Origin of the sequence: Variovorax fucosicus (assembly GCF_030316825.1) — a bacterium.
Classification (GTDB): domain Bacteria; phylum Pseudomonadota; class Gammaproteobacteria; order Burkholderiales; family Burkholderiaceae_C; genus Variovorax; species Variovorax fucosicus.
The window spans coordinates 300,391-325,197 of record NZ_JASZYU010000002.1; the positions used below are offsets into that span (position 1 = coordinate 300,391).

The following is a 24,807-nucleotide window of genomic DNA, read 5'->3' on the forward strand; positions in this document are numbered from 1 at the left end:
CGCGCACTTCGTGTCGCTTCGCCAACCCCCTTCGAGGGGGCGACACCAGCGGCCCGGCATAGCCGGTTCCGCGGTGTCTCCCGAACAATCCTCCTCCAAAAGCATCGTGTCGGGCCTCGTGCTCGCCACGGTGGGGGCGATCGCGTTCAGCGGCAAGGCGATCATCGTCAAGCTCGCCTATCGGCATGGCGTCGACGCGGTCACGCTCATCATGTTGCGCATGCTGTTCGCGCTGCCGCTGTTCGCGGTCATGGCCTGGTGGGCCGGCCGTGGCAAGCCACGCTTGACCCTGCGCGACTGGCTCGGCGTGATCGGGCTCGGCTTTTCGGGCTACTACCTGGCGAGCTTCCTGGACTTCGCCGGGCTGGCCTACATCAGCGCCGGCTTCGAGCGGCTCATCCTGTACCTCAACCCCACCCTGGTGCTGCTGTTCGGCTGGCTGCTGTACCGGCGCCGCGCTTCGCGACCGCAGGTGATCGGCATGGTCGTCAGCTACACCGGCGTGGCGCTGGTGTTCGGGCACGAGATCTGGAGCGGCGGCGGTGGCGTCGGCGGCGGGCTGGCCGCCTGGGGCGCCTTCCTCTGCTTCCTGAGCGCCGTGAGCTACGCGGGCTACCTTGTCTACAGTGGCGAGTTCGTCAAGCGGCTCGGCTCGCTGCGCCTTGTCGGCCTTGCCACCAGCGTGGCCTGCCTGCTGTGCATCGCGCAGTTCGCGCTGCTGCGGCCGATGAGCGCCGCGCTGACCGTGGCACCCGAGGTGATCTGGCTGTCGGTGCTCAACGCCACGCTGTGCACCGCGGTGCCGGTACTCATGGTCATGATGGCGATCGAGCGCATCGGTGCCGCGGTGGCCGCGCAAACCGGTATGGTCGGGCCGTTGTCGACCATCCTGATGGGTGTGGTCATCCTCGGCGAGCCCTTCACGGTGTGGATCGCAGCGGGTACGGTGCTGGTCATCGCAGGCATCTTTGTATTTACACGAACAGGGCGCTAACCGCCCCCGGAGAACAACATGGACTTGGGTATCGCAGGCAAGACGGCATTGGTGTGCGGCGCGAGCAAGGGCCTCGGCCTCGGCTGCGCGGAGGCGCTGGTGCGCGAAGGCGTGAACGTGGTGATCGTCGCGCGCGGCGAAGAGGCACTGCAGGCGGCGGCCGCTCGATTGACGGCTGCGCGCGCAGGCAGCACCGGCGCTGTAGCCCCTTTCGTCAAATACGCGGCGGCCGACATCACCACGCCCGAAGGCCGCGCGGCCGCCTTCGCGGTGCATGCCGACTACGACATCGTGGTCACCAACGCCGGCGGCCCGCCGCCCGGCGACTTTCGCGACTGGGATCGCGAAGCGTGGATCAAGGCGGTCGACGCCAACATGCTGACGCCTATCGAACTCATCAAGGCCACGGTCGACGGCATGGCCGCGCGCGGCTACGGCCGCATCGTGAATATCACGTCGAGCTCGGTGAAGTCGCCGATCGACATCCTCGGCCTTTCCAACGGCGCGCGCAGCGGTCTCACCGGCTTCGTGGCCGGTGTCGCGCGCACGTCGATCGCGGCGAAGGGCGTGACCATCAACAACCTGTTGCCAGGGGCGTTCGACACCGACCGGTTGAAGGGCACGTTCGCGAGCTCGGCCAAGAAGACCGGCCAGGACATCGAGACGCTGCGAGCCGCACGTCAGAAGGGCATTCCCGCCGGCCGCTTCGGCAACCCCGAAGAGTTCGGTGCGGTCTGCGCCTTTCTCTGCAGCATGCAGGCCGGCTACATCACGGGCCAGAACGTGCTGACCGACGGCGGCGCCTACCCCGGCACCTACTGACCGCAGCGCGCCGCGCCACGCCGTGGCGCCGGCATCAGCGCCGTGACGACACCAGGATTCCGCCCACGATCAGCGCGAACGCCGCGCCGTGGTACCAATGCGGCAGTTCACCCAGAAACGCCGCCGACAGCAGCGCCGCGAACAGCGGCGTCAGGTTGATGAAGAAGGCCGCGGCGTTGGGCCCGGCACGCTGGACGCCAGCGCCCCAGCAGCGATAGGCCAGCACGGCCGGGCCAATGACGATGAAGACCAGTGCCGCGGCCAGTGGCCAGCTCCAATGGATCACCGCTGCGCCCACGCCCCATTCGCCGGCCGCGAACAGGCCCGACCAGGCCAGTCCGAACACCATCTGCGCCATCAGGAACGCGGCCCAGTCCTGCCGCACGCCGGCCGGCTCGGCGGTGCGCGACAGCATCCAGCTGTAGAAGGCCCAGGCGATGGTGGCCAGGATCATGTAGACATCGCCCGGCACCAGCCGCAGCGCGAGCAGCTGGCTCCACTGGCCGCGCGACAACACGAGCAGCACGCCGGCCATCGACAGCAGCGCGCCCACCACCTCGCGCCGCGACACGCGCTGGCCGAAGAACAGCAGGCCGGTGGCAAGCATCCAGAACGGCATGCTGGAGCCGACCAGCGTCACGTTGATCGGTGTCGAGGTCTGCAGCGCGAGGTACTGGAACGCGTTGTAGCAGCCAATGCCGAGCAGACCCAGCACCGCATAGCGCCGCCAGTGCGGCCACAACGGGCTGCCGCGCCGCAGCACGGCCGCGGCGAACGGCAGCAGCACCAGGAAGGCCAGCAGCCAGCGGATGAAGTTGAGCGTCAGCGGCGACACCAGTTCGCGCACCAGCCGCCCAACCACGGCATTGCCGGCCCACAGCAGCGGGGGCACGGTCAGCAACAGGGCGGTGGCGGCGGTCAGGTGTTGTCGTGGTTGTCTCATCGTGCTGGACTGTAACGACGCCGATCTGCGAATCGTGGCACGATCCACACCCCGCCGAGACACATGCTGCAAGGATCCAAGTAAATGATGAGCAAAGCCGTTCGCATCGACCGCTATGGCGGCCCCGAGGAACTGAAGATCGTCGAGGTCGAAGTCGGCGAGCCCGGCCCGGGCGAGATCCGCATCCGCCACAAGGCGGTGGGGCTCAATTTCATCGACACCTACCAGCGCAGCGGCCTCTATCCGCTCGCGCTGCCGCTGCAGCTGGGCATGGAAGCGGCCGGTGTGGTCGAGGCCGTGGGCGAAGGCGTCACGCACCTGAAGGTTGGTGACCGTGCGGCCTACGCGAGCCAGCCGCCCGGCGCTTATTGCGAGTTGCGCGTGATGCCCGCCAAGTGCGTCTGCAAGCTGCCCGATGCGATCTCGTTCGAGACCGGCGCGGCCATGATGCTGAAGGGCCTGACCGCGCAGTACCTGCTGCGCAAGACACTGCCGGTCGAGGGGTTGCAGCCCGGTGACTTCATCGTGTTCCATGCGGCCGCCGGCGGCGTGGGCCTGATCGCCTGCCAGTGGGCCAAAGCGCTCGGACTGCAACTCATCGGCACCGCCGGCTCGGAGGCCAAGTGCAAGCTTGCGCTGGCCCATGGCGCGGCCCATGCCATCAACTACAGCACCGAGAATTTCGCGGCGCGCGTGAAAGAGATCACCGGTGGCAAGGGCGTGAAGGTGGTGTACGACTCGGTCGGCAAGGACACCTTCGAAGGCTCGATCGATTGCCTGCGCCCGTTCGGCCTGCTCGCAGTGTTCGGCAACGGCTCGGGGCCGGTGCCGCCGATCAACATGGGAACGCTCGCGTCCAAGGGTTCTCTTTATGTGACAAGGCCGACCCTTTTCACGCACATCACCACGCGCGAGGCGACGCAGGCGATGGCGGACGACCTGTTCTCCGTGGTGCTGAGCGGTGCCGTGAAGATCCCGATCGACCAGCGCTATCCGCTGGTCGACACCCAGCAGGCGCACCGTGATCTGGAGGCGCGCAAGACGACCGGTTGCACCGTCCTGACCCTCTGAGGCACGCGCGCAGGCGCTTTCCTACCCGCTGCGGCGCAGCGGGCCTGCGCAGTGCGAGGGAAGGCCGGCCTAACCTTTGATCCAAAGGTGGCCCCATGTTTGCAGTCAGAGCATTTATCGTCGAAGACAACCCCACGATTCTCGAGAACCTGGTGGGCACCCTGCGTGAAGTGGCCCACATCGAGCCGGTCGGCATGGCTGATTCGGAAGCCGACGGTGTGGAGTGGCTGGCCACCCACACCGGCCAATGGGATCTGGCGATCGTCGACCTGTTCCTCAAGCACGGCAATGGCCTGCGCATCCTCGAAGCCTGCCGTGACCGCAATCCCGCGCAGAAGATGGTGATCCTGAGCAACCACGCGACGCCCGACATGCGCACCCGATGCGCGCAGCTCGGAGCCGACGCGGTGTTCGACAAGGCCACCGAAATCGATGATCTGATCGACTTCTGCCTGCGGCGCCGGCAGGATTCGCTGAACACGCATTGATGCGGCAGATTTATATATCTATCAGATAAATCCATTTCACTTTTGAATGGCCGGGGCGTCCAATTCGCCCCATGGCACGTTCACGCTACCTCCCCGACAACTTCACGCTCGCGCTGGTCGCGACCGTCACGCTCGCCAGCCTGCTGCCGGCCAGTGGCAGTACCGCCCATTTCTTCGAAGGGCTGACCACGGTCGCGATCGGCCTGCTGTTCTTCCTGCATGGCGCCAAGCTGTCGCGCGAGGCGATCCTCGCCGGCATCACGCACTGGCGGCTGCATCTGCTGGTGTTCGGCTGCACTTTCGCGCTGTTCCCGCTGCTCGGCTTTGCGCTCAAGCCGGTGCTGTCGCCGCTGGTCACGCCGCAGCTCTACACCGGAGTGCTGTTTCTCTGCGTGCTACCGGCCACGGTGCAGTCGGCCATTGCGTTCACATCCATGGCGCGCGGCAACATCCCGGCCGCGGTCTGCAGTGCGTCGGCCTCGACCCTGCTGGGCGTGTTCGTCACGCCGATCCTGGTGAATCTGCTGGTGGTGCCGCACGGCGGCGGCGCTGCTGGTGGCGCGGTCGACGCGATCGGGCGCATCCTGCTGCAGCTGATGCTGCCGTTCGTGGCCGGCCATCTGCTGAGGCCCTGGATCGGCGGCTGGATCAAGCAGCGTGCCGGCGTGCTGAGGTTCGTTGACCAGGGCTCGATCCTGCTGGTGGTCTACACCGCGTTCAGCGCGGCCGTGATCGAGGGGCTCTGGAAGCAGGTGCCGCTCTCGGCGCTGCTCGGCCTGGTGCTGGTGTGCGGCGTGTTGCTGGCGCTGGCGCTGGTCAGCACCACCTGGATCGCGCGCAAACTCGGATTCAGCAAGGAGGACGAGATCACGATCGTGTTCTGCGGCTCCAAGAAGAGCCTGGCCAGCGGCATTCCCATGGCCAAGGTGTTGTTCGCCTCGCACGCGGTCGGTGCCATCGTGCTGCCGCTGATGCTGTTTCACCAGATCCAGCTTATGGTGTGCGCCGTGCTGGCGCGGCGCTATGCGATGCGGGCCGAAGCAGCGCCGGCCGCCGCGGCGGAGCCGCTCGAGCGCGCCGGCTGAGGATCCGGGCTCAGCGGCTCAGGACTATTCGAGCTCGCCCAGCCGCGATGCCCGCAGCCGACTCGGTGCCAGCACTCCAGCCGAATCCAGGATCGGGTAGGCGATCGAGCAGATGTGCGAGTTGATGCGCTTCAGGTCGCTGATCAGGTCGATGTGCAGCGAACTGGTTTCGATGCTGAGCGCAGTCTGTTCGGACAGCCGGTCCAGGTGGGTGCTCGCATAGGCGCGCTCGAGATTGCGAAAGCGCACTTTTTCTTCGAGCAGCTTCTGGGCATCGCGCACGTTGCCGTTCAGGAACACGCTCATGCCGAGGCGCAGGTTGGCTACCAGGCGCTCGTGCAGCTCGACGATCTCGCCCATGCCGGCTTCCGAGAAGTTGCGCTGCGGCTTGATCTTCTTGTCCTCGATGTCGATGATCACGCGCTCGATGATGTCGCCGATCTGCTCCATGTTGATGGTGAAGCTGATGATGTCCGTCCAGCGCTGGCTCTCGTCCTCGCCCAGGGCTTCGCGCGAGATCTTGGTCATGTAGTACTTGATGGCCGAGTACAGCTCGTCGACCGTGTCGTCGAGCTTGCGCAGCTCCTGCGCGAGCGGCAGGTCGTTGTGGCGGATCACGTTGAGCATGCCGATCAGCATGGTCTCCACGATGTCGGCCTGGTGCAGGGCCTCGCGCGCGGCATTGGAAATGGCCAGGCTCGGCGTCGACAGCGCGGAAGGATCCAGGTGCATCTGCCGCCGTGCCGCGGTCGACTCCACCGGCACCGGCAGAAAACGGGTCACCAGGGCCGCGATGCGGTGCGTGAGGCCGATGAAGCCGATGCTCACCACCACGTTGAACGCCAGGTGGTAGAGCACGACCAGCGAGGTCGCGTCGGATACGTAGGGCCGCATGTACTTCAGATAGAGGCCCACGAGCGGGGCAGCGATCGCGACTCCCAGCAGCTTGAACACCAGGTTGCCGACAGTCACCTGCCGCACCGGGATCGTCGACTTGGCGGTGGTCAGCACCGCCAGGATGCCGCTGCCGAGATTGGCGCCCAGCACCAGGCCGAGGGCCACGTCGAGCGGAACCACGTTCGAACTCGCCATCGCCGCCACCAGCAGGACCACCGCGAGGCTGGAATAGGCCAGCACGGCGAATGCGGCGCCGATGGTGATTTCGAGCAGCACGTCGCTGTTGAGCGAGGCCAGCAGCGCGCGCACTGCTGGCGATTCGAACAGCGGGCCGGTCGCTTCCACCACCAATTGCAGCGCCAGCAGCATCAGGCCCAGGCCGATCAGCACGCGCCCGATGCGCCCGGCCGCGCTGGCCGACCGGGTGATGAAGAGCACCACGCCGACGAAGATGAAGAGCGGCGACAACCAGGACAGGTCGGTCGAGAACAGCACCGACATCAGCGCCGTGCCCACGTCGGCGCCCCGCATCACGGCCAGCGCGGCCGGCAGCGTGACCAGGCCCTGGCCCACGAAGGACGACGTCATCAGCGAAGTGGCCGTGCTCGACTGCACCAGCGCCGTGACCGCGATGCCGGACAGGGCCGATGTGAAGCGGTTGCGCATGCTGCGCGCAAGAAATTTGCGCAGGTTGGCGCCGAACACGCGCAAGACGCCGGTGCGAACCAGATGAGTACCCCAGACCAGGAGCGCGACTGCTGCCAGCAGGTTCAGCAGATGTTTCATGGGCGGCTTGCGGCTTTCTTTTCTTCGGTGCGAGCCCTGATTGTCGGCACTGCGGGTGCGGCATGGCGTCGGGTGCGGCGCCTGGGCTCAGTCAATAAGCGCTCCATTCTCGTGGAAAGGATAGGGGCCTTCGAATTCGCCCGATGCAGCGAGGTGCGTCACGAGTCGTTCGCCGTCCCACGCGTGCACGCGAAAGCCTGGGGGCTCCAGCACCCAGGCCGAGGGTGCGTCAGGTGCGAGATCGAGTGCCACCTGGTGGCCGGGCGCCGGCGAGGTCGATGCGATCGTGCCGCCAAAACGCACGTCGATGGCACGGTGCAGGTGCCCGCAAATGACGCGTTCCACGTTGGGATGGCGCGCGACCAGGGCCTCGAGAGCGGCGCTGCCTTCCAGCAGACCGATCTCGTCCATGTGCCCTATCAGCGTCCGGAAGGGCGGATGGTGCATGGCGACGACCACCGGCTCGTCGCGGCAGGCGTCCAGCTGGGCTTCCAGCCAGCCCAGGCGCTCCGCGCAGAGCGTGCCATGGCTTTGGCCGGGCACACAGGTGTCGAGCGTGAGCAGGTGCAGGCCGCCGACCTTCACGCTGTACTGCACGAAGCCGTCGTCGCCCAGGTAGGCGTGCGACGGGAAGCTGCGACGCAGCTGCTCGCGGTCGTCGTGGTTGCCGGGCATCAGGTAGACCGGCATCGTGAGTGGCGCGAGCAGTTCGGCCATGTGCGCGTATTCGGCGGCGCGGCCGAAGTCGCTCAGATCGCCGGTGATGACGACCGCGTCGGGCGCCTGGCGCAGGCGCAGCACGCTCTGCACGGCGCGCTTCAGGTAGGGCGCGGTGTCGATGCGGCCGTAGGCCAGGCGGCCCGGTTCGCGGATGTGCAGGTCGGTCAGCTGCACCAGCAAGGTCGTGCTCATGCGATTGCATCCTGTGAGGTCATGAGTCGGTCGGGATGGATCCGGATGCCGATGTGGTCGCCCGCCTGGAACGGTGTGTCGCGCACTGCGTCGGCCAGCCAGCCGGGCTGGTCGGCCACGGCAAGCCGCAACTGCACGCGGTCGCCCAGGAAGGTGCGCTGCTCGACGCGTGCCATGCCCCAGCCGTCCTGACCGGCGGGGCCGACCTGGATGTCTTCGGGCCGAACGAGCAGGGTCGGGTGGCTCATCCAGTTGGGTGGGCACGCAATGGCGGTGCCGCCGAAGCTGGCCATGCCCTGGGCGATGGCCTCGGCGGAGCGCTCGAGGCGGTTCACCCGCCCCAGGAATTCGGCCACGAAGGGATGGCTCGGCGCGCGGTACAGGTCCTCGCCGCGGCCGATCTGCACGATGCGGCCAGCCCGCATCACGGCCAGGCGATCTGCGATGGCCATGGCTTCCTGCTGGTCGTGCGTCACGTGGATGGCCGTGATGTGCAGCCGGCGCAGCAACTCGGCCAGCTCGTCGCGCAACGACTCTTTCAGCTTGGCGTCGAGCGCCGCCAGAGGCTCGTCCAGCAGCAGCACGCGCGGACGCACCGCCACGGCGCGCGCCAGGGCCACGCGCTGGCGCTGGCCGCCGGAGAGTTCGCCGGGGCGCTTGTTCTCCAGACCGCTCAGGCGCGTGAGATCGACCAGCTCGCCGACCACACGTTTTTCTTCAGCCGCGGCAACGCCGCGGATGCGCAGCCCGTAGCCGATGTTGGCGGCCACGCTCATCTGCGGAAACAGCGCGTAGCTCTGGAACACCATGCCCACGCCGCGCTGCTCGACCGGCTTGTTGGTCACGTCCTGGTCGCCGAAGCGGATGCGGCCGCCCTCGTCAAGCGTCTCGAGCCCGGCAACCAGACGCAGCAGCGTGGTCTTGCCGCAGCCCGAGGGGCCGAGCAGCGCGAGCACTTCGCCCGGCTCGACCTGCAGGCTGGTGGGCTGCAGGCCGCGGGTGCCATCAGCGTAGGTTTTGGAGCAGTCGTCGATGTCGACCGGGATACTTTCAAGTTCCATGGCGTTTCTGCAGGAGACCGGCGAGGGACTGAAGGCCCCACAGCACCGGAAGGATGACGATGAAGAAGACCAGCGTGTAGGCCGATCCGATTTCCAGCCGCATCGAGGCGTAGCTGTCGGCCAGGCCCACCGGCAGCGTGCGGGTGAGCGGCGTGTGCAGCATCCAGGTGAGGTTGAATTCGCCGACCGAGAGCGTGAAGACCATCAAGCTGCCAGCCACGATGGCCGGGAGCACCGCCGGCACCAGGATGCCGAGGAAGCGCTGTCGGAAGCTGGCGCCGAGCGTCCGCGCGGCTTCTTCCAGCGCGAGGAGGTCGTGCCGCTCGAAGGCCGAGGCCACGGTGCGCACCATGAATGGCAGCGTGAAGACGATGTGGCCGACCAGAATGAAGGCGAAGCTCTGTCGAAAGGCGCTGATCTGGCCGTAGGCCAAGATCAGCGCCAGCGCGGTCGCCAGGCCCGGCACCGCCACCGGCAGCGTGAGCAGTTCCTCGAAGATGCGCGCGGCGCGCGAGTGGCTGCGCGCCAGCGCGTAGGCGCAGGGCACGCCCAGCAGCACGGTGCAGGCGACGCAGATCAGCGCCAACGCGAGCGACCAGCCGACGGTGCCGCCGTAGACCTCCCACACCTCGCCCAACCAGCGCAGCGTGAGACCGCTCTTGAGTCCCACGCTGTAGTTGTTGACAAGCCCCGCCATCACCGACAGCAGCATCGGCGAGATCATGAACACACTCACGATCGCGGTGATGGCCAGCAGGACGGGCGCCCGGGGTTGCGTGTTGTTCTTTCGCATCCGTCGTTCCCTCATCGCGCCACCGGGTTGGCACCGAAATGCCGCGCCACGAAGAGCACGAGCCAGGTCACCACGCCGAGTGCGATCGACAGCGACGCGGCCAGCGCGAAGTTGGCATAGTTGGTGAACTCGTTGTAGATGGTGATCGGGATCACCTCGAACTTGCTGGCCAGCGTGAAGGCCGTGCCGAAGGCGCCCATCGAGGTCGCGAACAGGATCGCACCGCAGGCCAGCGTGGTCGGCGCCAGTTCGGGCAGCCACACGTCGCGCACCACGCGCAGGCGCGAGGCACCGAGCGAGCGGGCCGCTTCTTCGAGCTGCGTGTTCATCGACTCGGCGGCCGCTGCGTAGGTGGCGATGGCGCGCGGCAGCGAGAAGTACAGGTACGCCAGGAACAGGCCCAGCAGGCCGTAGGCGAAGGTGATGCGCTCGCCCACCAGCGCATCGGACAGGTCGGCCACCAGGCCCTGGCGTCCACCCAGCAGGATCACGAAGAAGCCGATGATCACGCCGGGAAAGGACAGCGGCAGCGTCAGCAGCGACAGCAGCACGCGCTTGCCGGCGAAATCGCGGCGTGCGAGGTAGACGCCGACCGCGCCGCCGAGAATCAGCGTGGCCAGCGTGACGCCGAGCGACAGCAGCACCGTATTGAGCATGCTCGACAGGTATCGCCCGTCACTCAGCACCGCGAAGTAGGTCGCCCAGCCTTTGCCGGCCGGTAGCGCCAGAAGGTGCATCACCGGCAGCAGCCAGAACATCAGGAAAAACGCGCCGGCCGGGGCTGCGCAGCCCAGCAGCAGCCAGCGCTGGCGTGTCCTCAACGCACGTCCTTCAGATAGCGGTCGGAGAAGGCGCGCTGGCTGGCGGCCATGTGTGCGTAGTCGATCGTCTTGGCGCGTGCGTACTCGGCGGCGGGCAGGAACTGGGCCTCGACGTCCTTCGGCATCGCGCCGGCGCGGACAGGGCGCAGGTAGGCTTTGGCCCAGACCGCCTGGCCCTCGTCGGACAGCACGAAGTCGAGCACCTTCTTGGCTTCGGCCGCATGCGGCGCGTTGGCCACCATACTCATGACGTACGGCACGACGACGGTGCCTTCGGTCGGGATCACGAAGGCGACGTTGGCCTTGTCCTTGTACTTGGCGCGGTAGGCGTTGAAGTCGTAGTCGAGCAGGATCGCGATCTCGCCCGACAGCACGCGTGCATACGAAGTCTGCTTGGGCACGATGGGCTCGTTCTTCTGGAGTGCCTTGAAGTAGTCGATGGCCGGCCCGAAGTTGTCGAGCGTGCCGCCACGCGCTGCGTTGACGGCCACTGCGCCGACGTAGCCGACAAAGGCCGATGCCGGGTCGAGGTAGCCGATCAGGCCCTTGTACTCGGGCTTGAGCAGGTCGGCCCACGACTTGGGCACCGGCTTGCCCTTGAGCGCGTCGACGTTGACCATGAAGCCGAGCGTGCCGGAATGGATGCTGAACCAGTTTCCGGCCGGATCCTTCAGGCCATCGGGGATGTCCTTCCAGTTGGCGGGCTGGTAGGACGCGACCACGCCGTCCTTCTGCGCCTGGATGGCGAAGGTAACGCCGAGGTACGTCACGTCGGCCACAGGGCTGGCCTTCTCGGCCACCAACTGCGCCAGCGACTGGCCCGAGTTCTTATTGTCTGCCGGCACCGTGATGCCGGTCTTGGCCTTGATGGCACGCAGCTGCGTGCCCCAGTCCGCCCACTCGGTGGGGCAGTTGTAGCAAATGGCCGTCTGGGCCATGGCGCTTGCGGCGGCGAAGCCGGCGGCCAGCACGCCGATGCGGACGATGCGTCGTAGGGTCGATGACATGGGAACTCCTGGAGTGGATGGGAGGTTGGGGACAGGGGTTGAAAAGATCGAGGACGCAGGTCAGGTGCTGTCGGCAGGTGCCGCGGCGCAGGACTCACCCTCGCGGAACGTGTGAGGCAGACGCAGGCTGGCTTCGGGCGTCAGCGGCGTGCCGTCTTCCAGCGAGCGCAGCAGCCACTCCACACCATGGCGGCCGATATCGTGGTTGGGCTGCGCCACGGTGCTGAGCGCGGGCGTCAGGTCTTCGCCGAGTGCGATGCCGTCGAAGCCGACCACCGCCAGATCCCGCGGCACCCGCAGCCCGCTCAGATGGGCGGCGCGGATGCTGCGGATGGCGAGCAGGTCGTTCGAGCAGAAAAGGGCGGTAGGCCGCGGCGTCTTTTGCAGGTAGTGGCGCAATGCCTCCACGGCGGTTTGGACGAAGGGCACCTCGAGCAGCGGCGGTGCGCGGAGGCCCGCGTCGGCCATGCCCCGGAGATAGCCGCGGCAGCGCTGCTGCGCGCGATCCGACGCGGCCAGCGTACCGCTGACCATGGCGATGCGCCGGTGGCCCAGGCGCACCAGGTGGGCGACGACCTCGGCCGACGCGCCTTCACTGTCGACCGACACGCAGGGGTGCGCCGGGTGCATGTTGTAGGCCAGCACATAGGGCACGGCCGCAGCGTTCAGCCGCTGCAGCGCGACCGAACTCGACGGGTTGGAGACGACCAGGATCATGCCGGCGACATTGCCCGCAATCAATTGGTTCACCGCGCGCTCTTCCTGGTCGAGCTCGTAGCCTGTGGTGACCGGAACGATGGCGTAGCCGCCTGCAGCGGCGGCCTGCGCAATGCCTTGCAGGTATTCGGCGAAGGTCGGGTTCAGCAGGGTGGGCAGCACAACACCCAGCACCCGGCTGCGCTGGGTGCGCAGCGTGCGCGCGCTCGTGTTCGCCACATAGCCCAGTTCCTTGGCCACGCGCTCGATCAACTCGCGGGTGGCCGGCGCCACCTTGTCGGGGAAGTTGAAGACCCTCGACACCGTGGCGATGGAGACGCCGGCGTGGCGGGCAACGTTTTGAATGTTCATCGATCGGCGCCATGTAAACGTTTACATTGCACCGCGGTGCCATGACGCCGTGATGACGGTCGATAAAAAACCGCACTAGCCCTGGCCGGGTCGGTGCGGTTTCAGATCCGAAGCAGGAACAGGGCGCAGGCGCTCAGCGCGCACGGCGCACGCGGCGCAACTCGTCCAGCACCAGGCAGATCGCGCCGAGCGTGATCGCGCTGTCGGCCACGTTGAAGGCCGGGAAGTGCGAGTTTCTCCAGTGGAAGTCCAGGAAGTCGACCACGTAGCCGTGCATCATGCGGTCGATCACGTTGCCGATCGCGCCGCCCAGGATGCAGGCCATCGCGAACGAGAAAAGCTTCTGGCCCGCGTGCGTTTTCAGCATCCAGAAGATGAACGCCGCCGCCGCCACGCCGATGCCTGTGAACAGCCAGCGCTGCCAGCCCGAGCTGTCCGCCAGGAACGAGAAGGCTGCGCCGGTGTTGTGAGCCCGCACGATGTTGAAGAAGCTCGTGACGGTGGTGTAGCCGCCGTACTGGTAGTAGCCGACGATCAGCGTCTTGGTGTATTGGTCAATGATCAGAATGACCAGCGCAAGCCCGATCCAGGGCCAGACGCCGGTGTTCTTGCCGAACGACGTGGAAGCAGCGGTGCGGGCCATCAGGCAATGCTCCGCACTTCGCCCGCGCCGTGCAGGTTGCTGGTGCAGCGGCCGCAGATCGTCGGGTACGCGGCATCGTGGCCCACATCGGCGCGGTAGTGCCAGCAGCGCTCGCACTTCACATCGGAACTGGCCTTGACGGCGATCGACAGGCTCTCGCCCGCCGTCAATCGAACTGCGGACGTGATGAACACGAACTTCAGGTCGTCGCCCAGGCTGGCCAGCAGTGCATGGTCGTGCGGGCCGGCCGTGAGCGCGAGGTTCGCCTGCAGCGACGAGCCGACCTTGCCTTCGGTGCGCACCGTTTCGATTTCCTTGTTGACGCTGTCGCGGATCTCGCGGATGCGCGTCCACTTGGCCAGCAGCGCGTCGTCAAGCGCACCGAACTGGCTGTAGGTCTGCGTGAAGATCGACTCGCCCGGCTGGCCGGTGCCCACCAGCTTCCATGCCTCTTCGGCTGTGAAGCTGAGGAAGGGCGCCATCCAGCGCAGCATCGCCTGCGTGATGTGCCACAGCGCGGTCTGCGCGCTGCGGCGCGCATGCGAGCCGGGCGCCGTGGTGTAGAGCCGGTCCTTCAGCACGTCGAGGTAGAAGGCGCCGAGGTCTTCGGAGCAATACACCTGCAGCTTGGCGACCACCGGGTGGAACTCGTAGACCTTGTAGTGCGCCAGCACCTCGGCCTGGAACTGCGCCGCACGGGCCAGCGCATACCGGTCGATCTCGAGCAACTGGTCGAGCGGCACCGCATCCTTGCGGATGTCGAAGTCGCTGGTGTTCGCGAGCAGGAAGCGCAGCGTGTTGCGGATGCGCCGGTAGGCATCGACCACGCGCGCGAGGATCTTGTCGTCGCCCGCGATGTCGCCCGAATAGTCGCTCGCCGCCACCCAGAGGCGGATGATCTCGGCGCCCAGCTTCTTGCTGACCTCCTGCGGATCGAGGCCGTTGCCGAGCGACTTGCTCATCTTGCGGCCCTGGCTGTCGATGGTGAAGCCGTGCGTCAGCAGGCCCTTGTACGGGGCGCGGCCCTCCAGCGCGCAGGCAATCAGCAGCGATGAATGGAACCAGCCGCGGTGCTGGTCGTGCCCTTCGAGGTAGAGGTCGGCTTCGGGGCCGGCCTCGTGGTGCACATGGGGGTGCGTGCCGCGCAGCACGTGCCAGAAGGTCGAGCCCGAGTCGAACCACACCTCCAGGATGTCGGTGCTCTTGGTGTAGCTGGGTGCGTCGGCCGCGCCCAGGATCTCTTCGACTGTCACGCGGCTCCAGGCCTCGATGCCGCCCTTCTCGACGATGTCGGCTGCCTGGTCGAGGATCTCCATCGTGCGCGGGTGCAACTCACCCGAATCCTTGTGCAGGAAGAACGGGATCGGCACGCCCCAACTGCGCTGGCGGCTGATGCACCAGTCGGGCCGGTTGGCGATCATGTCGTGCAGCCGCGCCTTGCCGTTCTCGGGGTAGAAACTCGTCTGCTCGATCGCTTCGAGCGCGGTCTGGCGTAGCGTCTTGGGCGCCTTGTCCTTGGTGAACACGCCTTCGCCCTCGTCCATGCGCACGAACCACTGGGCGGCCGCGCGGTAGATCACCGGCGTCTTGTGGCGCCAGCAATGCGGGTAGCTGTGGGTGATGGTTTCGGTGGCCAGCAGCCGGTTCGCGTCGCGCAGCGCCTGCAGGATGACCGATACGGCCTTCCAGATGTTCTGGCCGCCGAACAGCGGGAAGTCGGCCGCGTACGAGCCGTTGCCCTGCACCGGGTTCAGGATGTCATCGATCGCCACGCCGTGCGCGACGCAGGAGTTGAAGTCGTCCACGCCGTAGGCGGGCGACGAGTGAACCAGGCCGGTGCCGTCGTCGGCGGTCGCGTAGTCGGCCAGGTAGACCGGCGACAGGCGGCGGTAGCCCGCGTCCGCGTCGTAGAGCGGATGCTGGAACTCGAGGCCGCCGAGCTTCTCGCCCTTGACCGTGGCCAGCACCTCGCCGTCGAGTGCATAGCGGTTCAGGCACATCTCGACCAGCGAGGCGGCCAGCACCAGCAGGCCGCGCGGGGTGTCGACCAGCGCGTAGTCGAGCTCGGGGTTGAGGTTGATCGCCTGGTTGGCCGGGATGGTCCACGCGGTGGTGGTCCAGATCACGGCGAACGCGTCCTTGGTCAGTGCAGGCAGATCGAAGGCTGCCGCCAGTCGGGCCGGGTCGTGCGCCTTGAACGCCACGTCGAGGGTCTGGCTTTTCTTGTCGGCGTACTCGATCTCGAATTCGGCGAGCGAGGAGCCGCAGTCGAAGCACCAGTACACGGGCTTCAGGCCACGGTAGACAAAACCGCGCTCGATCACGCGCTTGAACGCACGCAGTTCGCCGGCCTCGTTGGCGAAGTCCATCGTCTTGTACGGGTGATCCCACTCGCCGAGCACGCCGAGGCGCTGGAAGTCGACCATCTGCTGCGCGATCTGCTCGGTCGCATAGGCGCGGCTCTTGGCCTGCATCTCGTCGCGGCCCAGGTTGCGGCCGTACTTCTTTTCGATCGCGTTCTCGATCGGCAGGCCGTGACAGTCCCAGCCCGGTACGTAGAGCGCGTCGAAGCCCTCCAGCTGGCGCGCCTTGGTGATCATGTCCTTCAGGATCTTGTTCACCGCGTGGCCCATGTGGATCTGGCCGTTGGCGTAGGGCGGGCCGTCGTGCAGGATGAACTTCGGTGCGCCCGTGCGGGCGTCGCGCAGACGCTGGTAGCGGCCTTCGTCTTCCCACTCCTTGACCCAGCCCGGTTCGCGCTTGGCCATGTCGCCGCGCATCGGGAAGGGGGTGTCGGGCAGGTTGAGGGTGGCGCGGTAGTCGGTGCCAGCGGAAGTGAGTGCGTCAGACATAAGGGCTTGGTTGCTCGACCGGGTGAATGTGGGCGCGACCTGCAGTGCAGGAAACTTTTGGGGATCTTTTCAAGAAACACCGTGGAACCGGCTCCGCCGGGCCACCGGTGTTGCCCCCGGCAGGGGGTTGGCGTGCGCGACACGAAGTGCGCGCCGCCTGGGGGCGAGTGTCAAATTCGGTCGCGCGTGGTCTGGCGATGGGTGGAAGCGAAGAATGCGCGCGCGTCGTCGCCATCCTTCGCGATGCCCGAGGTCAGGGCTTCGAGGCTGGTGTAGCGCAATTCGTCGTGCAGTTTGTGCAGCAGTTCCACGCGCACGATTTTACCGTAGGCCCCTTCGCCGCCGAGCCCGGCCGGCCATTCGAGGCAGTGCGTCTCGAGCAGCACCCGGCCCGCGTTGACATCGTTGGCATCCAGCGACGGGCGCACGCCGAGGTTGGCGACGCCTTGCAGCGGCCGTTCGGCGAGCCCGTACACCAGCACCGCGAAGATGCCGCTGGCGGCCGGCTTCCAGTGCTTGAAGCGCAGGTTGAGAGTGCGAAAACCGTCGTCGCGGCCGGGCGCCGAGGCGCCGAGCGCGCGGCCGAGCTTGCGCCCGTGCACCACGTGGCCCGATATGGCGTAGGGCCGGCCCAGCAGCGCCTGGGCGTCCGCCATGCGGCCCTGGCCGAGCGCCTCGCGTACCGCCGAACTCGACACGCGCAGGCCGTGCACTTCGTAGCTGTTCATGCGCGCCACATCGAAGCCGCGGCTGTCACCGGCCGCGTCCAGCATCGCGTAGTCGCCGGCGCGCTTGGCGCCGAACCGGAAATCGTCACCAACCAGCACGTAGCGGGCGCCGAGACCGTCGACCAGCACCTGCTGGATGAATCCGTCCGGCGACTGGGCGGCGAGCCGTGCATCGAAGGGCAGCACCACCGCCTGGTCGACGCCACAGGCGGCGAGCGCGGTGAGCTTGTCGCGCAGCGTGCCAATGCGCGCCGGCGCCAGCTCGGGGCGCTTGGCGAGCGCGGCGAAATAGTCGCGTGGATGCGGCTCGAAAGTCAGCACGCAGCTCGGCAGCCCGCGCTGGCGCGCCTCGGTTGCCAGCAAGGCCAGCATGGCCTGGTGGCCACGGTGGACGCCGTCGAAATTGCCGATGGTGAGGGCGCACGCCGGCGCGATGCCGGGATGCCGGAACCCGCGGAATACCTGCATGGGTTGTTATCTTTTTGATAGCACCGTGCGCCCGCTGGATGGGCGCCGGAAGGCTATTTGTCATAAAGCCGGTATATTGTGACGCAGTGCAACGAAAGCGGCTCCCGCCGCACCGTCATTGCGCCGGTTCGCTGGTCTTTCCGTGGTTCTTCTTTTTGGAGGCGTGTGGTGAAGGTCTTGAAGCTGTCAGCCCAGGGGTTGCCCCAGTCGTGGATTTCGCTCGAACAGGCGGTGACGCACTACGCCGCGGACGAGGTGCGCTGGGAAGCCGGGGGCGAGATCGCGCTGTTTCGCGGCGGCCACAACGCTGCCACCGGGCTGCAGTCGCAGATCGTGGTCAACAGCATCATCGGCACCAAGGGCGTGCCGCGCATCAACCCCTTCAACCAGCGCCCGGGCCTGACCAACAGCAAGCTGTTCGCCCGCGACCGCAACATCTGCGCGTACTGCGGCGGCCATTTCCACGAAGACGAACTCACGCGCGAGCACATCATTCCGTTCGCCCAGAACGGCATCGACACCTGGATGAACGTGGTCACGGCCTGCAAGCCCTGCAACCACCGCAAGAGCAGCCGCACGCCCGAGCAGGCCCACATGCCGCTGCTGTATGCGCCCTATGTGCCGAGCCTGTGGGAAGACTTCATCCTGCGCAACCGCCGCATCCTGGCGGATCAGATGGAGTTCCTGATGGCGCATTTGCCGCACAGCTCCCGGCTGCACGGCTAGCGCCACTTAGCCACTTATTCAGTAGGTAAGTTCGAGCAGCGCCATGTGGCCCTGCGTGGCCGGCCAGGTCAGGCCGGTGACGCGCTCGCCATTGAATTCGCCGGTGATTGCGCGCTGCGTGTCGCTCGCCAGCTTGATCTTCGAACTCGACATGCCCGATCCCTTCGGCGGCACGCCCGGCAAGGCGCTCTGGCCATCGAAGCGCATCGCGTCGCGCTCGGCGTCGAAGTAGCCGCGCGGCCGCGTGAAGATCACGATGGCCTTGGCATCGCTGTCCGCCGGCAGGATGCGATCCGGCCGCAGGTTGACGATGTTGCTGCTGCGCGGGAACGGGCTGCGGTAGATGTGGGTCGTGGCATAGCCTGGGGCAGCAATCTCGAACTCATAGGGCGTGCCGGGCTGCGCAGTGAAGGGGCCCCAGCGTCCGTCGGCCGCGACGGTCTTGCGGTGCACCGCGCCGCCGAGGCGCGCACCGGTGGCCGGGTCGACGGCGTAGACCGCGAGTTGCGCCCCCGACAGCGCGAGGTTGTTGGTGAACTGTCCGCTCGCCGGGTCGGTGCTCGAGAGCCCGAAGCCGGTGAGCCGGCCATCGAGCACGATGCGCGCTTCGGGTGTGGCGGTTGTCGTCGCGGGCGCGCTGCCGGTCAGGAACTGCCAGGTAGCGGCGAAGGCCGCGGGCGAGAACGAGGTCTCGCGGTGGTCGGCACGCGGCAGCACCACGTTGGTGGCGCCCTTGAGCGCCGGGCTGTCGTAGCCGATGTTTGTCGGCTTGCCCGGCGTGCCGATCCAGACCCCGTCGGGCTGGGCGTACTTGTCGTTGCTGTCGGAGCGCAGCGTGAGCCAGCGGACGCCCGGCGTGATCTCGTCGCCGTTCGTGCCCTTGGGTGCATTGAGCTGCTGGACGAAGCTCGACAGGCCCGAAAACTCGCTCTGTTCGTTGAAGCCCTTCACCGCCCAGATGCCGTGCGCGGGATTGCCGCCGAGCACGACATGGCTCACCTTGCCCGCGCCGTCACCGTTCTGCACATAGTTGCGGATGGTGTTGCCGCCACGCGAGTTGCCCAGCAGGATGACCTTGCTCGCGCCGGTCGCCTTCAGCACGCGGTCGACTTCGGCCTGCAGGAACGCCATCGACTCGGCGGTCGAGGTGCGGCCCGGCTGAGCCACCGTGTCGGTGTCGCGCGCGAGCGGCAGCGGCTGGTCGAGCGCAAACAGCCGGTCGCGCGGCCAGCCGTTCGACTCGAAGCGCCAGATCGTGGTCTGCCAAAGCGCAGCCGAGTCGCCATTGCCATGCATGAAGACGATCGGCGGGCGCTCGGAAGACGTGGACATGGTGCTGCAGGCGGCAAGCAAGGATGCAGCCATGCCGGTGAGGAGAAGGTGGCGGCGAGTATGCATAAGGTCTCTTTGAATGGAGCCTCCGCCCCCTAGGCAAACACGCCGGCAGTGTCGTTCATGCGCGCCGACACTTCGCCGAGGTGATGCAGCGAGTCGCCGAAGGTCATTTCCATCTGCGTCAGCTTGCGGAAATAGTGGCTGCCGATGTATTCGTCGGTCACGCCGATCCCGCCGTGCAGTTGCACCGAGTTCGCGGCAACGTAGCGCATCGACGTACCCAGTTGGTACTTGGCCCGCGCCATCGCCTGGCGCCGCTCGGCCGCCGGGGCGTTGAGCTTGAGCGTGGCGTAGTAGCTCATCGAACGGGCCAGCTCGAGTTGCATCTTCATGTCGGCCACGCGATGGCGCAGCGCCTGGAAGGTCGAGATGGTCACGCCGAACTGCTTGCGCTGGTTCATGTAGTCGACCGTGAGCGCCACCGTCTTGTCCATGACGCCGACCGCTTCGGCGCACAGCGCTGCGATGCCGATGTCGACGGCATGCTCGAGCGCGGCGAGGCCGTCTTTCGTGATCAGGCTGGCGGCTGCCTTGTCGAACACGACCTCGGCGCCGCGGCTGCCGTCCTGCATGCCGTAGCCGCGCGCCTCGACGCCGCTGGCCGCGCGCTCGACCAGGAACAGCGCGATCTTGCCGTCGAGCTGTGCCGGCACGATATAGGCATCGGCTTCGTCGCCGGCTGCCACGATGCTCTTGGTGCCGTTCAGCGCATAGCCGTTGCCGGCTGCAGTCGCTTTCGCTTCACAGTGGTCGAGCTTGTAGCGTGCCTTGCGTTCCTGGTAGGCCAGCACCACGAGCGCCTGGCCGCCGGCAATGCGCGGCAGCCAGTTTTCCTTGATGGCCTCGTCGGCATAGCCTGACAGCACGCCACCCGCGATCAGCGCCTGGGCGAGCGGCTCCAGCACGATGCCTCGGCCCAGCTCTTCCATCACGACCATGCCTTCAACGGGGCCCATGCCCATGCCACCGTCGTCTTCCGGGATGTAGAGGCCGGCCAGGCCGAGCTCGGCCAGTTCGTCCCACGCCTCGCGCGAGAAGCCGCCCGCCGCTTCGGTGGCACGGCGGCGCTCGAAGTCGTAGCCCTTGTCGACCCACTTGCGCACGGCGTCGCGCAGTTGTTCCTGGTCGTCCGAAAAATTGAAATCCATGTTCTTGTCTCCTCAGCCCAGCACCGTCTGGGCGACGATGTTGCGTTGCACTTCGTTCGAGCCGCCGTAGATGGTGGTCTTGCGCATGTTGAAGAAGGTCGAGGCCAGCGGCGCCAGCGACACCTGGCCGCCCGGGAAGTTGCCCTGCCAGCCGGCTTCCATCGCTTCGCGGATCAGCGGCAGCGCGAACGGGCCGGCCGCCAGCATCATGAGTTCGCTGTAGCGCTGCTGGATCTCGCTGCCGCGGATCTTGAGCAGGCCGGCCACGTCGAGCGAGTTCTTGCCCGAAACGGCGGCGGACAGCACGCGCAGCACCATCATCTCGAGTGCGACCACGTCGACCTCGAGCTTGGCCACCTCGTCGCGGAAACGCGGGTCGTCCCAGACGCCTTCGCTCTTTGCAATGCGCTTGAGCCGCTCCAGCTCGCGCTTGGCGCGGTTCACGTCGGCGATGTTGGTGCGTTCGTGGCTGAGCAGGTGCTTGGCGTAGGTCCAGCCCTTGTTCTCTTCGCCGATCAGGTTTTCGGCCGGCACTTCGACGTTGTCGAAGAACACTTCATTCACCTCGTGGCTGCCGTCCATCAGCTTGATCGGCCGCACGGTGACGCCCGGCGACTTCATGTCGAGCAGCAGGAAGCTGATGCCGGTTTGCGGCTTGCCTTCGTTGCTGGTGCGAACCAGGTTGAACATCCAGTCGCCGTGCTGGCCAAGCGTGGTCCAGGTTTTCTGGCCGTTGACGATGTACTTGTCCCCCTTGCGTTCGGCCTTGGTCTTGACCGACGCCAGGTCGGAGCCCGAGCCCGGCTCGCTGTAGCCCTGGCTCCACCAGACCTCGCCGCTCGCGATGCCGGGCAGAAAGCGCTTTTGCTGTTCGGCGTTGCCGAAGGCCTGGATCACCGGCGCCACCATCACGGGGCCGAACGGAATGATGCGGGGCGCGCCGGCCAGCGCGGTTTCTTCTTCGAACAAATGCTTCTGCACGGCGGTCCAGCCGGGGCCGCCGAACTGGGCCGGCCAGCCGTAGCCGAGCCAACCCTTCTTGCCGAGGATCTTGGCCCAGCGTTGCAGATCGTCGCGCGTCAGGTCGAGCGCGTTGTGAACCTTGTTCGAGATGTCCTGGGGCAGGTTTTCCTTGACCCAGGCGCGAATTTCCTCGCGGAACTTCTGTTCTTCGGGCGTGAAGCTCAAATCCATGCGTGCCTCGCTGTGTGCTGTGCGGCGCCGCCGAAGGGCGGCTGTCTCCGTGCCAGCTGCGCGTTTTAGCACGATCGTGCACAAACGGAGTGTCGAGGCCGTGACATGCGGCCTCGATAATCCGCGCCCAATGCAGAAGAACATCGTGATCCTGATTTCGGGCGGAGGCTCCAACATGGCCGCCATCGTGCGGGCCGCCGAGCGCGGGCGCTGGGGCGCGCGCTTCGACGCGCGCGTGGCGGCTGTCGTCAGCAACCGGCCAGGGGCGGGCGGGCTCGAAATCGCCGGGGGGCTCGGCATCGCCACGGCCGTGGTCGACCACCGGGCGTTCGATTCACGCGAGACTTTCGATGCCGCGCTGTCGGCAGAAATCGATGCGCATGCGCCGGCGCTCGTGGTGCTGGCCGGCTTCATGCGCATCCTCACGCCGGGCTTCGTCGCGCACTACGCGGGGCGGCTGGTCAACATCCATCCCTCGCTGCTGCCGGCTTTCCCGGGCTTGCATACGCACCGGCGGGCGCTAGAGGCCGGCTGCAGAGTGGCTGGCGTCACGGTGCACCAGGTCACGGCCGAACTCGATCACGGGCCGATCCTGGCCCAGGCGGTGGTGCCGGTGTTGCCTGACGACAACGCCGAAACACTGGCTGCGCGGGTGCTGACGCAGGAGCACCGCATTTATCCGCAGGCGATCGAGGCGTGGCTGGCCGGAGTGTGACAATATGTTTCTTCGCCCCTAGCTATGGGAGCTTGGTGAAGCGCGGCTGCAGGACGCCATCGACAACGACCGACTCGCCGAACATCGTGGCGGGCCGAACCCAGAGGCCCCGCGCGCCGTAGAGGGCGCGGTAGAGCGTCATGGGCTCCAGCGTTTCGCTGTGGCGCACGGTGCCGATCACCTCGTACTCGCCGCCCTTGTAGTGGCGGTAAAGGCCGGGCGGGGTTTCGATCAGCGGTGGCAGGTCGGTGTCTTGCATGTAGGGTGTCCTTGGTAACGAAGCCATGAGGAGGTGGGGTGGATCGGGCAGATTTCATTCATCTGGTGCGGTTGAGCGAGCATGCCAGCGCCGACGACAGCGCGCGCTACCGGCGCGGCGTGGCGCTGTTTGCGGCGCTCGGCTACCTCTGGGTGTTTGCGTGCCTGTTGCTGGCCCTCGCCGTGATCGTCTGGGCGCTCACGCCGCTGGGGCAAGGGCGGTTTCAGGTCGGCCGCGTCTGGGCGCTGGTGTTCGGGATCGGACTGTTCTGGGTCACGCTGCGGGCGTTGTGGGTGCGGTTCGATGCGCCTGACGGCGTGCGGCTACTGCCCGAAGACGCGCCCGGCCTGTTCAAGGCTCTCGACCGCATCCGCGCGAAGATCGACGGCCCGCCGATCCACGAGGTCTACCTCGATGACCAGTTCAACGCGAGCATCCGGCAGGCGCCGCGCTACGGGCTGTTCGGCGGCGCAGTCAACTGCCTGAGCCTGGGGCTGCCACTGCTGATGGCGCTGGAACGGCGCCGGCTGCTCTCGGTGCTGGCGCACGAATACGGCCACCTGCGCGGCAACCACGGCCGACTCAGTGCCTGGATCTACCGCACCCGCCTGTCCTGGCTCCGGCTCGATGCCAGCCTGCAGCGCAACGAAGGCCCGATGGCGTTGGTATCGCAAGCCTTCTTCCATTGGTACTTTCCGCGCTTTGCCGCGCGTACCTTCGCGCTGGCGCGCCAGGACGAGTACGAGGCCGACCGCATTTCCGCCATGCTGCTCGGCAACGCCGTCGCAGCCGAAGCCCTGACCGAAATCGCGATAAAGGGCCATTGGTACGCGCAGTCGTTCTGGTCCGGCCACTGGGCTCGCGCCGCGCATGAAGGCACGGTGGCCGCGCCGTTCGTCACGCTGCGCGAGCGTTTCCGCGAACCTCCCCCGCCCGAGTTCGCGCGCGAGGCACTGCGCCGCGCGTTGCGCCAGGTGAGCGATGTCGACGACACCCATCCGGTGCTGCGCGACCGGCTTGAAGCCCTCGACCAGAAACCGGCGCTGCCGAGCTGGTCGCGCGGCGCGGCGCTCGACCTGCTGACCGACCCCGATAAATGGGTCGCACATTTCGATCAGGAATGGCGCCGGCGCCAGGCCGACGACTGGCGCCAGCATCACGCCTACCTCGGCCGGATGCGTGATCGCATTGCGGCGCTGGCCGAGAGCGCAGGCCGGCACAACGCCAGCGAGATGGTGGAGTGGGCCGACCTCGAGCGCCGCTTCGACGCCCGCGCCGAGGTGCGCGAACGCTACGAGCGTGCGCTGCAGCACACGCCCGACCACGCGGGGGCGCTGCGCGGCCTGGTTCAGACCCTGCCGGTGAGCGAGCGGGCGGCCGGTCTGGCGCTGCTGGAGCAACTGCATGCGTCCGACGCGCCGAGCCGTTGGTGGGCGGCCCAGCATGCGGTGGAATCGCTTGAAAATCCCGATGCCGGCGCCTACGACGAGGCCGCACTCAAGTACTGGCGAGCCCGGCGCAAGGACGCCGAGGAGGCCGAGCGCCGCGCCTGGGAGGAAATCGTCGACACGCCGTTCTTCAGCCAGATCGGGCGGCACGACCTCAGCGAGTTCGAGCTGGGCGAGCTGCGGGCCGACCTGCTGCGGTGCAAGCCCGCCACGCGGGCCTGGCTGGTGCGCAAGAACCTGCGCGAGTTTCGCTGGCGGCGCGCCTACATCGTTTTCATCGAGCTGCCGGACCTGGACGACGAGGAGCGCTATCACCTGTGCCGCGCGCTGGAACGCTCGCTCAGCCTGCCCGGTATCGCGCTGGTGCTGTGGGCCGGCTACTCGCCCACGCTGGAAGAGATCGAACGCCAGACCTTCGGCATCACCTGGGCGCGTGGCAGCGTCTGACTCCACGGTGGCCAGTGGGCCAATGGGACAATCGGT

General features: G+C 67.1%; 23 protein-coding genes. 8 read left to right on the plus strand and 15 right to left on the minus strand.

The features are described 5' to 3' along the window. The first annotated feature begins 58 nt into the window (after positions 1-58). Both QTI05_RS13595 and QTI05_RS13600 read left to right on the plus strand, forming a co-directional pair. Positions 59-994 carry a DMT family transporter gene (locus tag QTI05_RS13595; RefSeq protein ID WP_286657832.1) on the plus strand — a complete coding sequence of 312 codons (936 nt, stop codon included), beginning with the start codon at positions 59-61 and terminating at the stop codon, positions 992-994. Between the two features lie 18 nt (positions 995-1,012). Next, positions 1,013-1,816, plus strand: coding sequence for an SDR family oxidoreductase (locus QTI05_RS13600; RefSeq protein ID WP_286621760.1), 804 nt, complete (start codon positions 1,013-1,015; stop codon positions 1,814-1,816). Positions 1,817-1,850: 34 nt separating this feature from the next. On the opposite strand, the gene QTI05_RS13605 is transcribed toward QTI05_RS13600, so the two are convergent. Further along, entirely contained in the window at positions 1,851-2,759 is a 909-nt protein-coding gene (locus QTI05_RS13605) for a DMT family transporter (protein WP_286621761.1), read from the minus strand. Between the two features lie 87 nt (positions 2,760-2,846). Here QTI05_RS13605 and QTI05_RS13610 point away from each other — a divergent pair, with 87 nt between their 5' ends. The 3 genes from QTI05_RS13610 (at position 2,847) to QTI05_RS13620 (ending at position 5,403) form a co-directional block, all read left to right on the plus strand. Then, a complete protein-coding gene (locus QTI05_RS13610) occupies positions 2,847-3,830 on the plus strand; it encodes a quinone oxidoreductase family protein (protein ID WP_286541384.1) in 984 nt (327 codons plus the stop codon). A 95-nt stretch (positions 3,831-3,925) separates the two neighbouring features. Next, the gene (locus QTI05_RS13615; RefSeq protein ID WP_286539103.1) at positions 3,926-4,318 is read left to right on the plus strand and encodes a response regulator; all 393 of its coding nucleotides are present in this window, start codon (positions 3,926-3,928) and stop codon (positions 4,316-4,318) included. A gap of 71 nt (positions 4,319-4,389) precedes the next feature. Then, positions 4,390-5,403: a bile acid:sodium symporter family protein gene (locus QTI05_RS13620; RefSeq protein ID WP_286539101.1), complete on the plus strand. Its 1,014-nt coding sequence runs from the start codon at positions 4,390-4,392 to the stop codon at positions 5,401-5,403. 24 nt (positions 5,404-5,427) lie between these two features. On the opposite strand, the gene QTI05_RS13625 is transcribed toward QTI05_RS13620, so the two are convergent. The 10 genes from QTI05_RS13625 to QTI05_RS13670 form a co-directional block, all read right to left on the minus strand. Continuing rightward, positions 5,428-7,086, minus strand: coding sequence for a Na/Pi cotransporter family protein (locus QTI05_RS13625; protein WP_286621762.1), 1,659 nt, complete (start codon positions 7,084-7,086; stop codon positions 5,428-5,430). Positions 7,087-7,173: 87 nt separating this feature from the next. Beyond that, positions 7,174-7,998, minus strand: coding sequence for a phosphodiesterase (locus tag QTI05_RS13630; RefSeq protein ID WP_286621763.1), 825 nt, complete (start codon positions 7,996-7,998; stop codon positions 7,174-7,176). Further along, entirely contained in the window at positions 7,995-9,059 is a 1,065-nt protein-coding gene (locus tag QTI05_RS13635; protein ID WP_286621764.1) for an ABC transporter ATP-binding protein, read from the minus strand. Before QTI05_RS13635 ends, QTI05_RS13630 begins: the two co-directional genes overlap by 4 nt. After that, positions 9,049-9,852, minus strand: a complete 804-nt coding sequence (locus QTI05_RS13640; RefSeq protein WP_286621765.1) for an ABC transporter permease — start codon at positions 9,850-9,852, stop codon at positions 9,049-9,051. The genes QTI05_RS13635 and QTI05_RS13640 overlap by 11 nt, the downstream gene beginning before the upstream one ends. A gap of 11 nt (positions 9,853-9,863) precedes the next feature. After that, positions 9,864-10,673, minus strand: coding sequence for an ABC transporter permease (locus tag QTI05_RS13645; protein ID WP_286621766.1), 810 nt, complete (start codon positions 10,671-10,673; stop codon positions 9,864-9,866). Next, positions 10,670-11,680, minus strand: coding sequence for an ABC transporter substrate-binding protein (locus QTI05_RS13650; RefSeq protein ID WP_286621767.1), 1,011 nt, complete (start codon positions 11,678-11,680; stop codon positions 10,670-10,672). The genes QTI05_RS13645 and QTI05_RS13650 overlap by 4 nt, the downstream gene beginning before the upstream one ends. 60 nt (positions 11,681-11,740) lie before the next feature. Beyond that, positions 11,741-12,748, minus strand: a complete 1,008-nt coding sequence (locus tag QTI05_RS13655; protein ID WP_286621768.1) for a LacI family DNA-binding transcriptional regulator — start codon at positions 12,746-12,748, stop codon at positions 11,741-11,743. 133 nt (positions 12,749-12,881) lie between these two features. Further along, positions 12,882-13,391, minus strand: coding sequence for a signal peptidase II (lspA, locus tag QTI05_RS13660; RefSeq protein ID WP_286539089.1), 510 nt, complete (start codon positions 13,389-13,391; stop codon positions 12,882-12,884). Beyond that, entirely contained in the window at positions 13,391-16,243 is a 2,853-nt protein-coding gene (gene ileS / locus QTI05_RS13665; protein WP_286621769.1) for an isoleucine--tRNA ligase, read from the minus strand. Before ileS ends, lspA begins: the two co-directional genes overlap by 1 nt. A gap of 170 nt (positions 16,244-16,413) precedes the next feature. Next, positions 16,414-17,439 carry a bifunctional riboflavin kinase/FAD synthetase gene (locus tag QTI05_RS13670; protein WP_286621770.1) on the minus strand — a complete coding sequence of 342 codons (1,026 nt, stop codon included), beginning with the start codon at positions 17,437-17,439 and terminating at the stop codon, positions 16,414-16,416. A 168-nt stretch (positions 17,440-17,607) separates the two neighbouring features. On the opposite strand from QTI05_RS13670, the gene QTI05_RS13675 reads away from it, so the two are divergent. Beyond that, entirely contained in the window at positions 17,608-18,165 is a 558-nt protein-coding gene (locus QTI05_RS13675) for an HNH endonuclease (RefSeq protein WP_286539086.1), read from the plus strand. Between the two features lie 18 nt (positions 18,166-18,183). Here QTI05_RS13675 and QTI05_RS13680 read toward each other — a convergent pair whose 3' ends face one another. Genes QTI05_RS13680 through QTI05_RS13690 form a run of 3 tightly spaced genes read right to left on the minus strand, consistent with a single transcriptional unit; the run spans position 18,184 to position 21,902 of the window. Continuing rightward, positions 18,184-19,563, minus strand: a complete 1,380-nt coding sequence (locus QTI05_RS13680) for an alpha/beta fold hydrolase (protein WP_286621771.1) — start codon at positions 19,561-19,563, stop codon at positions 18,184-18,186. A gap of 29 nt (positions 19,564-19,592) precedes the next feature. Continuing rightward, on the minus strand, positions 19,593-20,708 hold the full coding sequence (locus QTI05_RS13685) for an acyl-CoA dehydrogenase family protein (RefSeq protein WP_286621772.1): 1,116 nt from the start codon (positions 20,706-20,708) through the stop codon (positions 19,593-19,595). 12 nt (positions 20,709-20,720) lie between these two features. Then, positions 20,721-21,902, minus strand: a complete 1,182-nt coding sequence (locus QTI05_RS13690; protein WP_286621773.1) for an acyl-CoA dehydrogenase family protein — start codon at positions 21,900-21,902, stop codon at positions 20,721-20,723. A gap of 130 nt (positions 21,903-22,032) precedes the next feature. On the opposite strand from QTI05_RS13690, the gene purN reads away from it, so the two are divergent. Next, the gene (purN, locus tag QTI05_RS13695) at positions 22,033-22,617 is read left to right on the plus strand and encodes a phosphoribosylglycinamide formyltransferase (RefSeq protein ID WP_286539082.1); all 585 of its coding nucleotides are present in this window, start codon (positions 22,033-22,035) and stop codon (positions 22,615-22,617) included. Between the two features lie 22 nt (positions 22,618-22,639). Here purN and QTI05_RS13700 read toward each other — a convergent pair whose 3' ends face one another. Next, the gene (locus QTI05_RS13700) at positions 22,640-22,876 is read right to left on the minus strand and encodes a DUF1653 domain-containing protein (protein WP_286539081.1); all 237 of its coding nucleotides are present in this window, start codon (positions 22,874-22,876) and stop codon (positions 22,640-22,642) included. Between the two features lie 38 nt (positions 22,877-22,914). Between QTI05_RS13700 and QTI05_RS13705 the strand changes: the two genes are divergently transcribed. Next, a complete protein-coding gene (locus QTI05_RS13705) occupies positions 22,915-24,771 on the plus strand; it encodes a M48 family metallopeptidase (protein WP_286621774.1) in 1,857 nt (618 codons plus the stop codon). Positions 24,772-24,807: the final 36 nt, after the last annotated feature.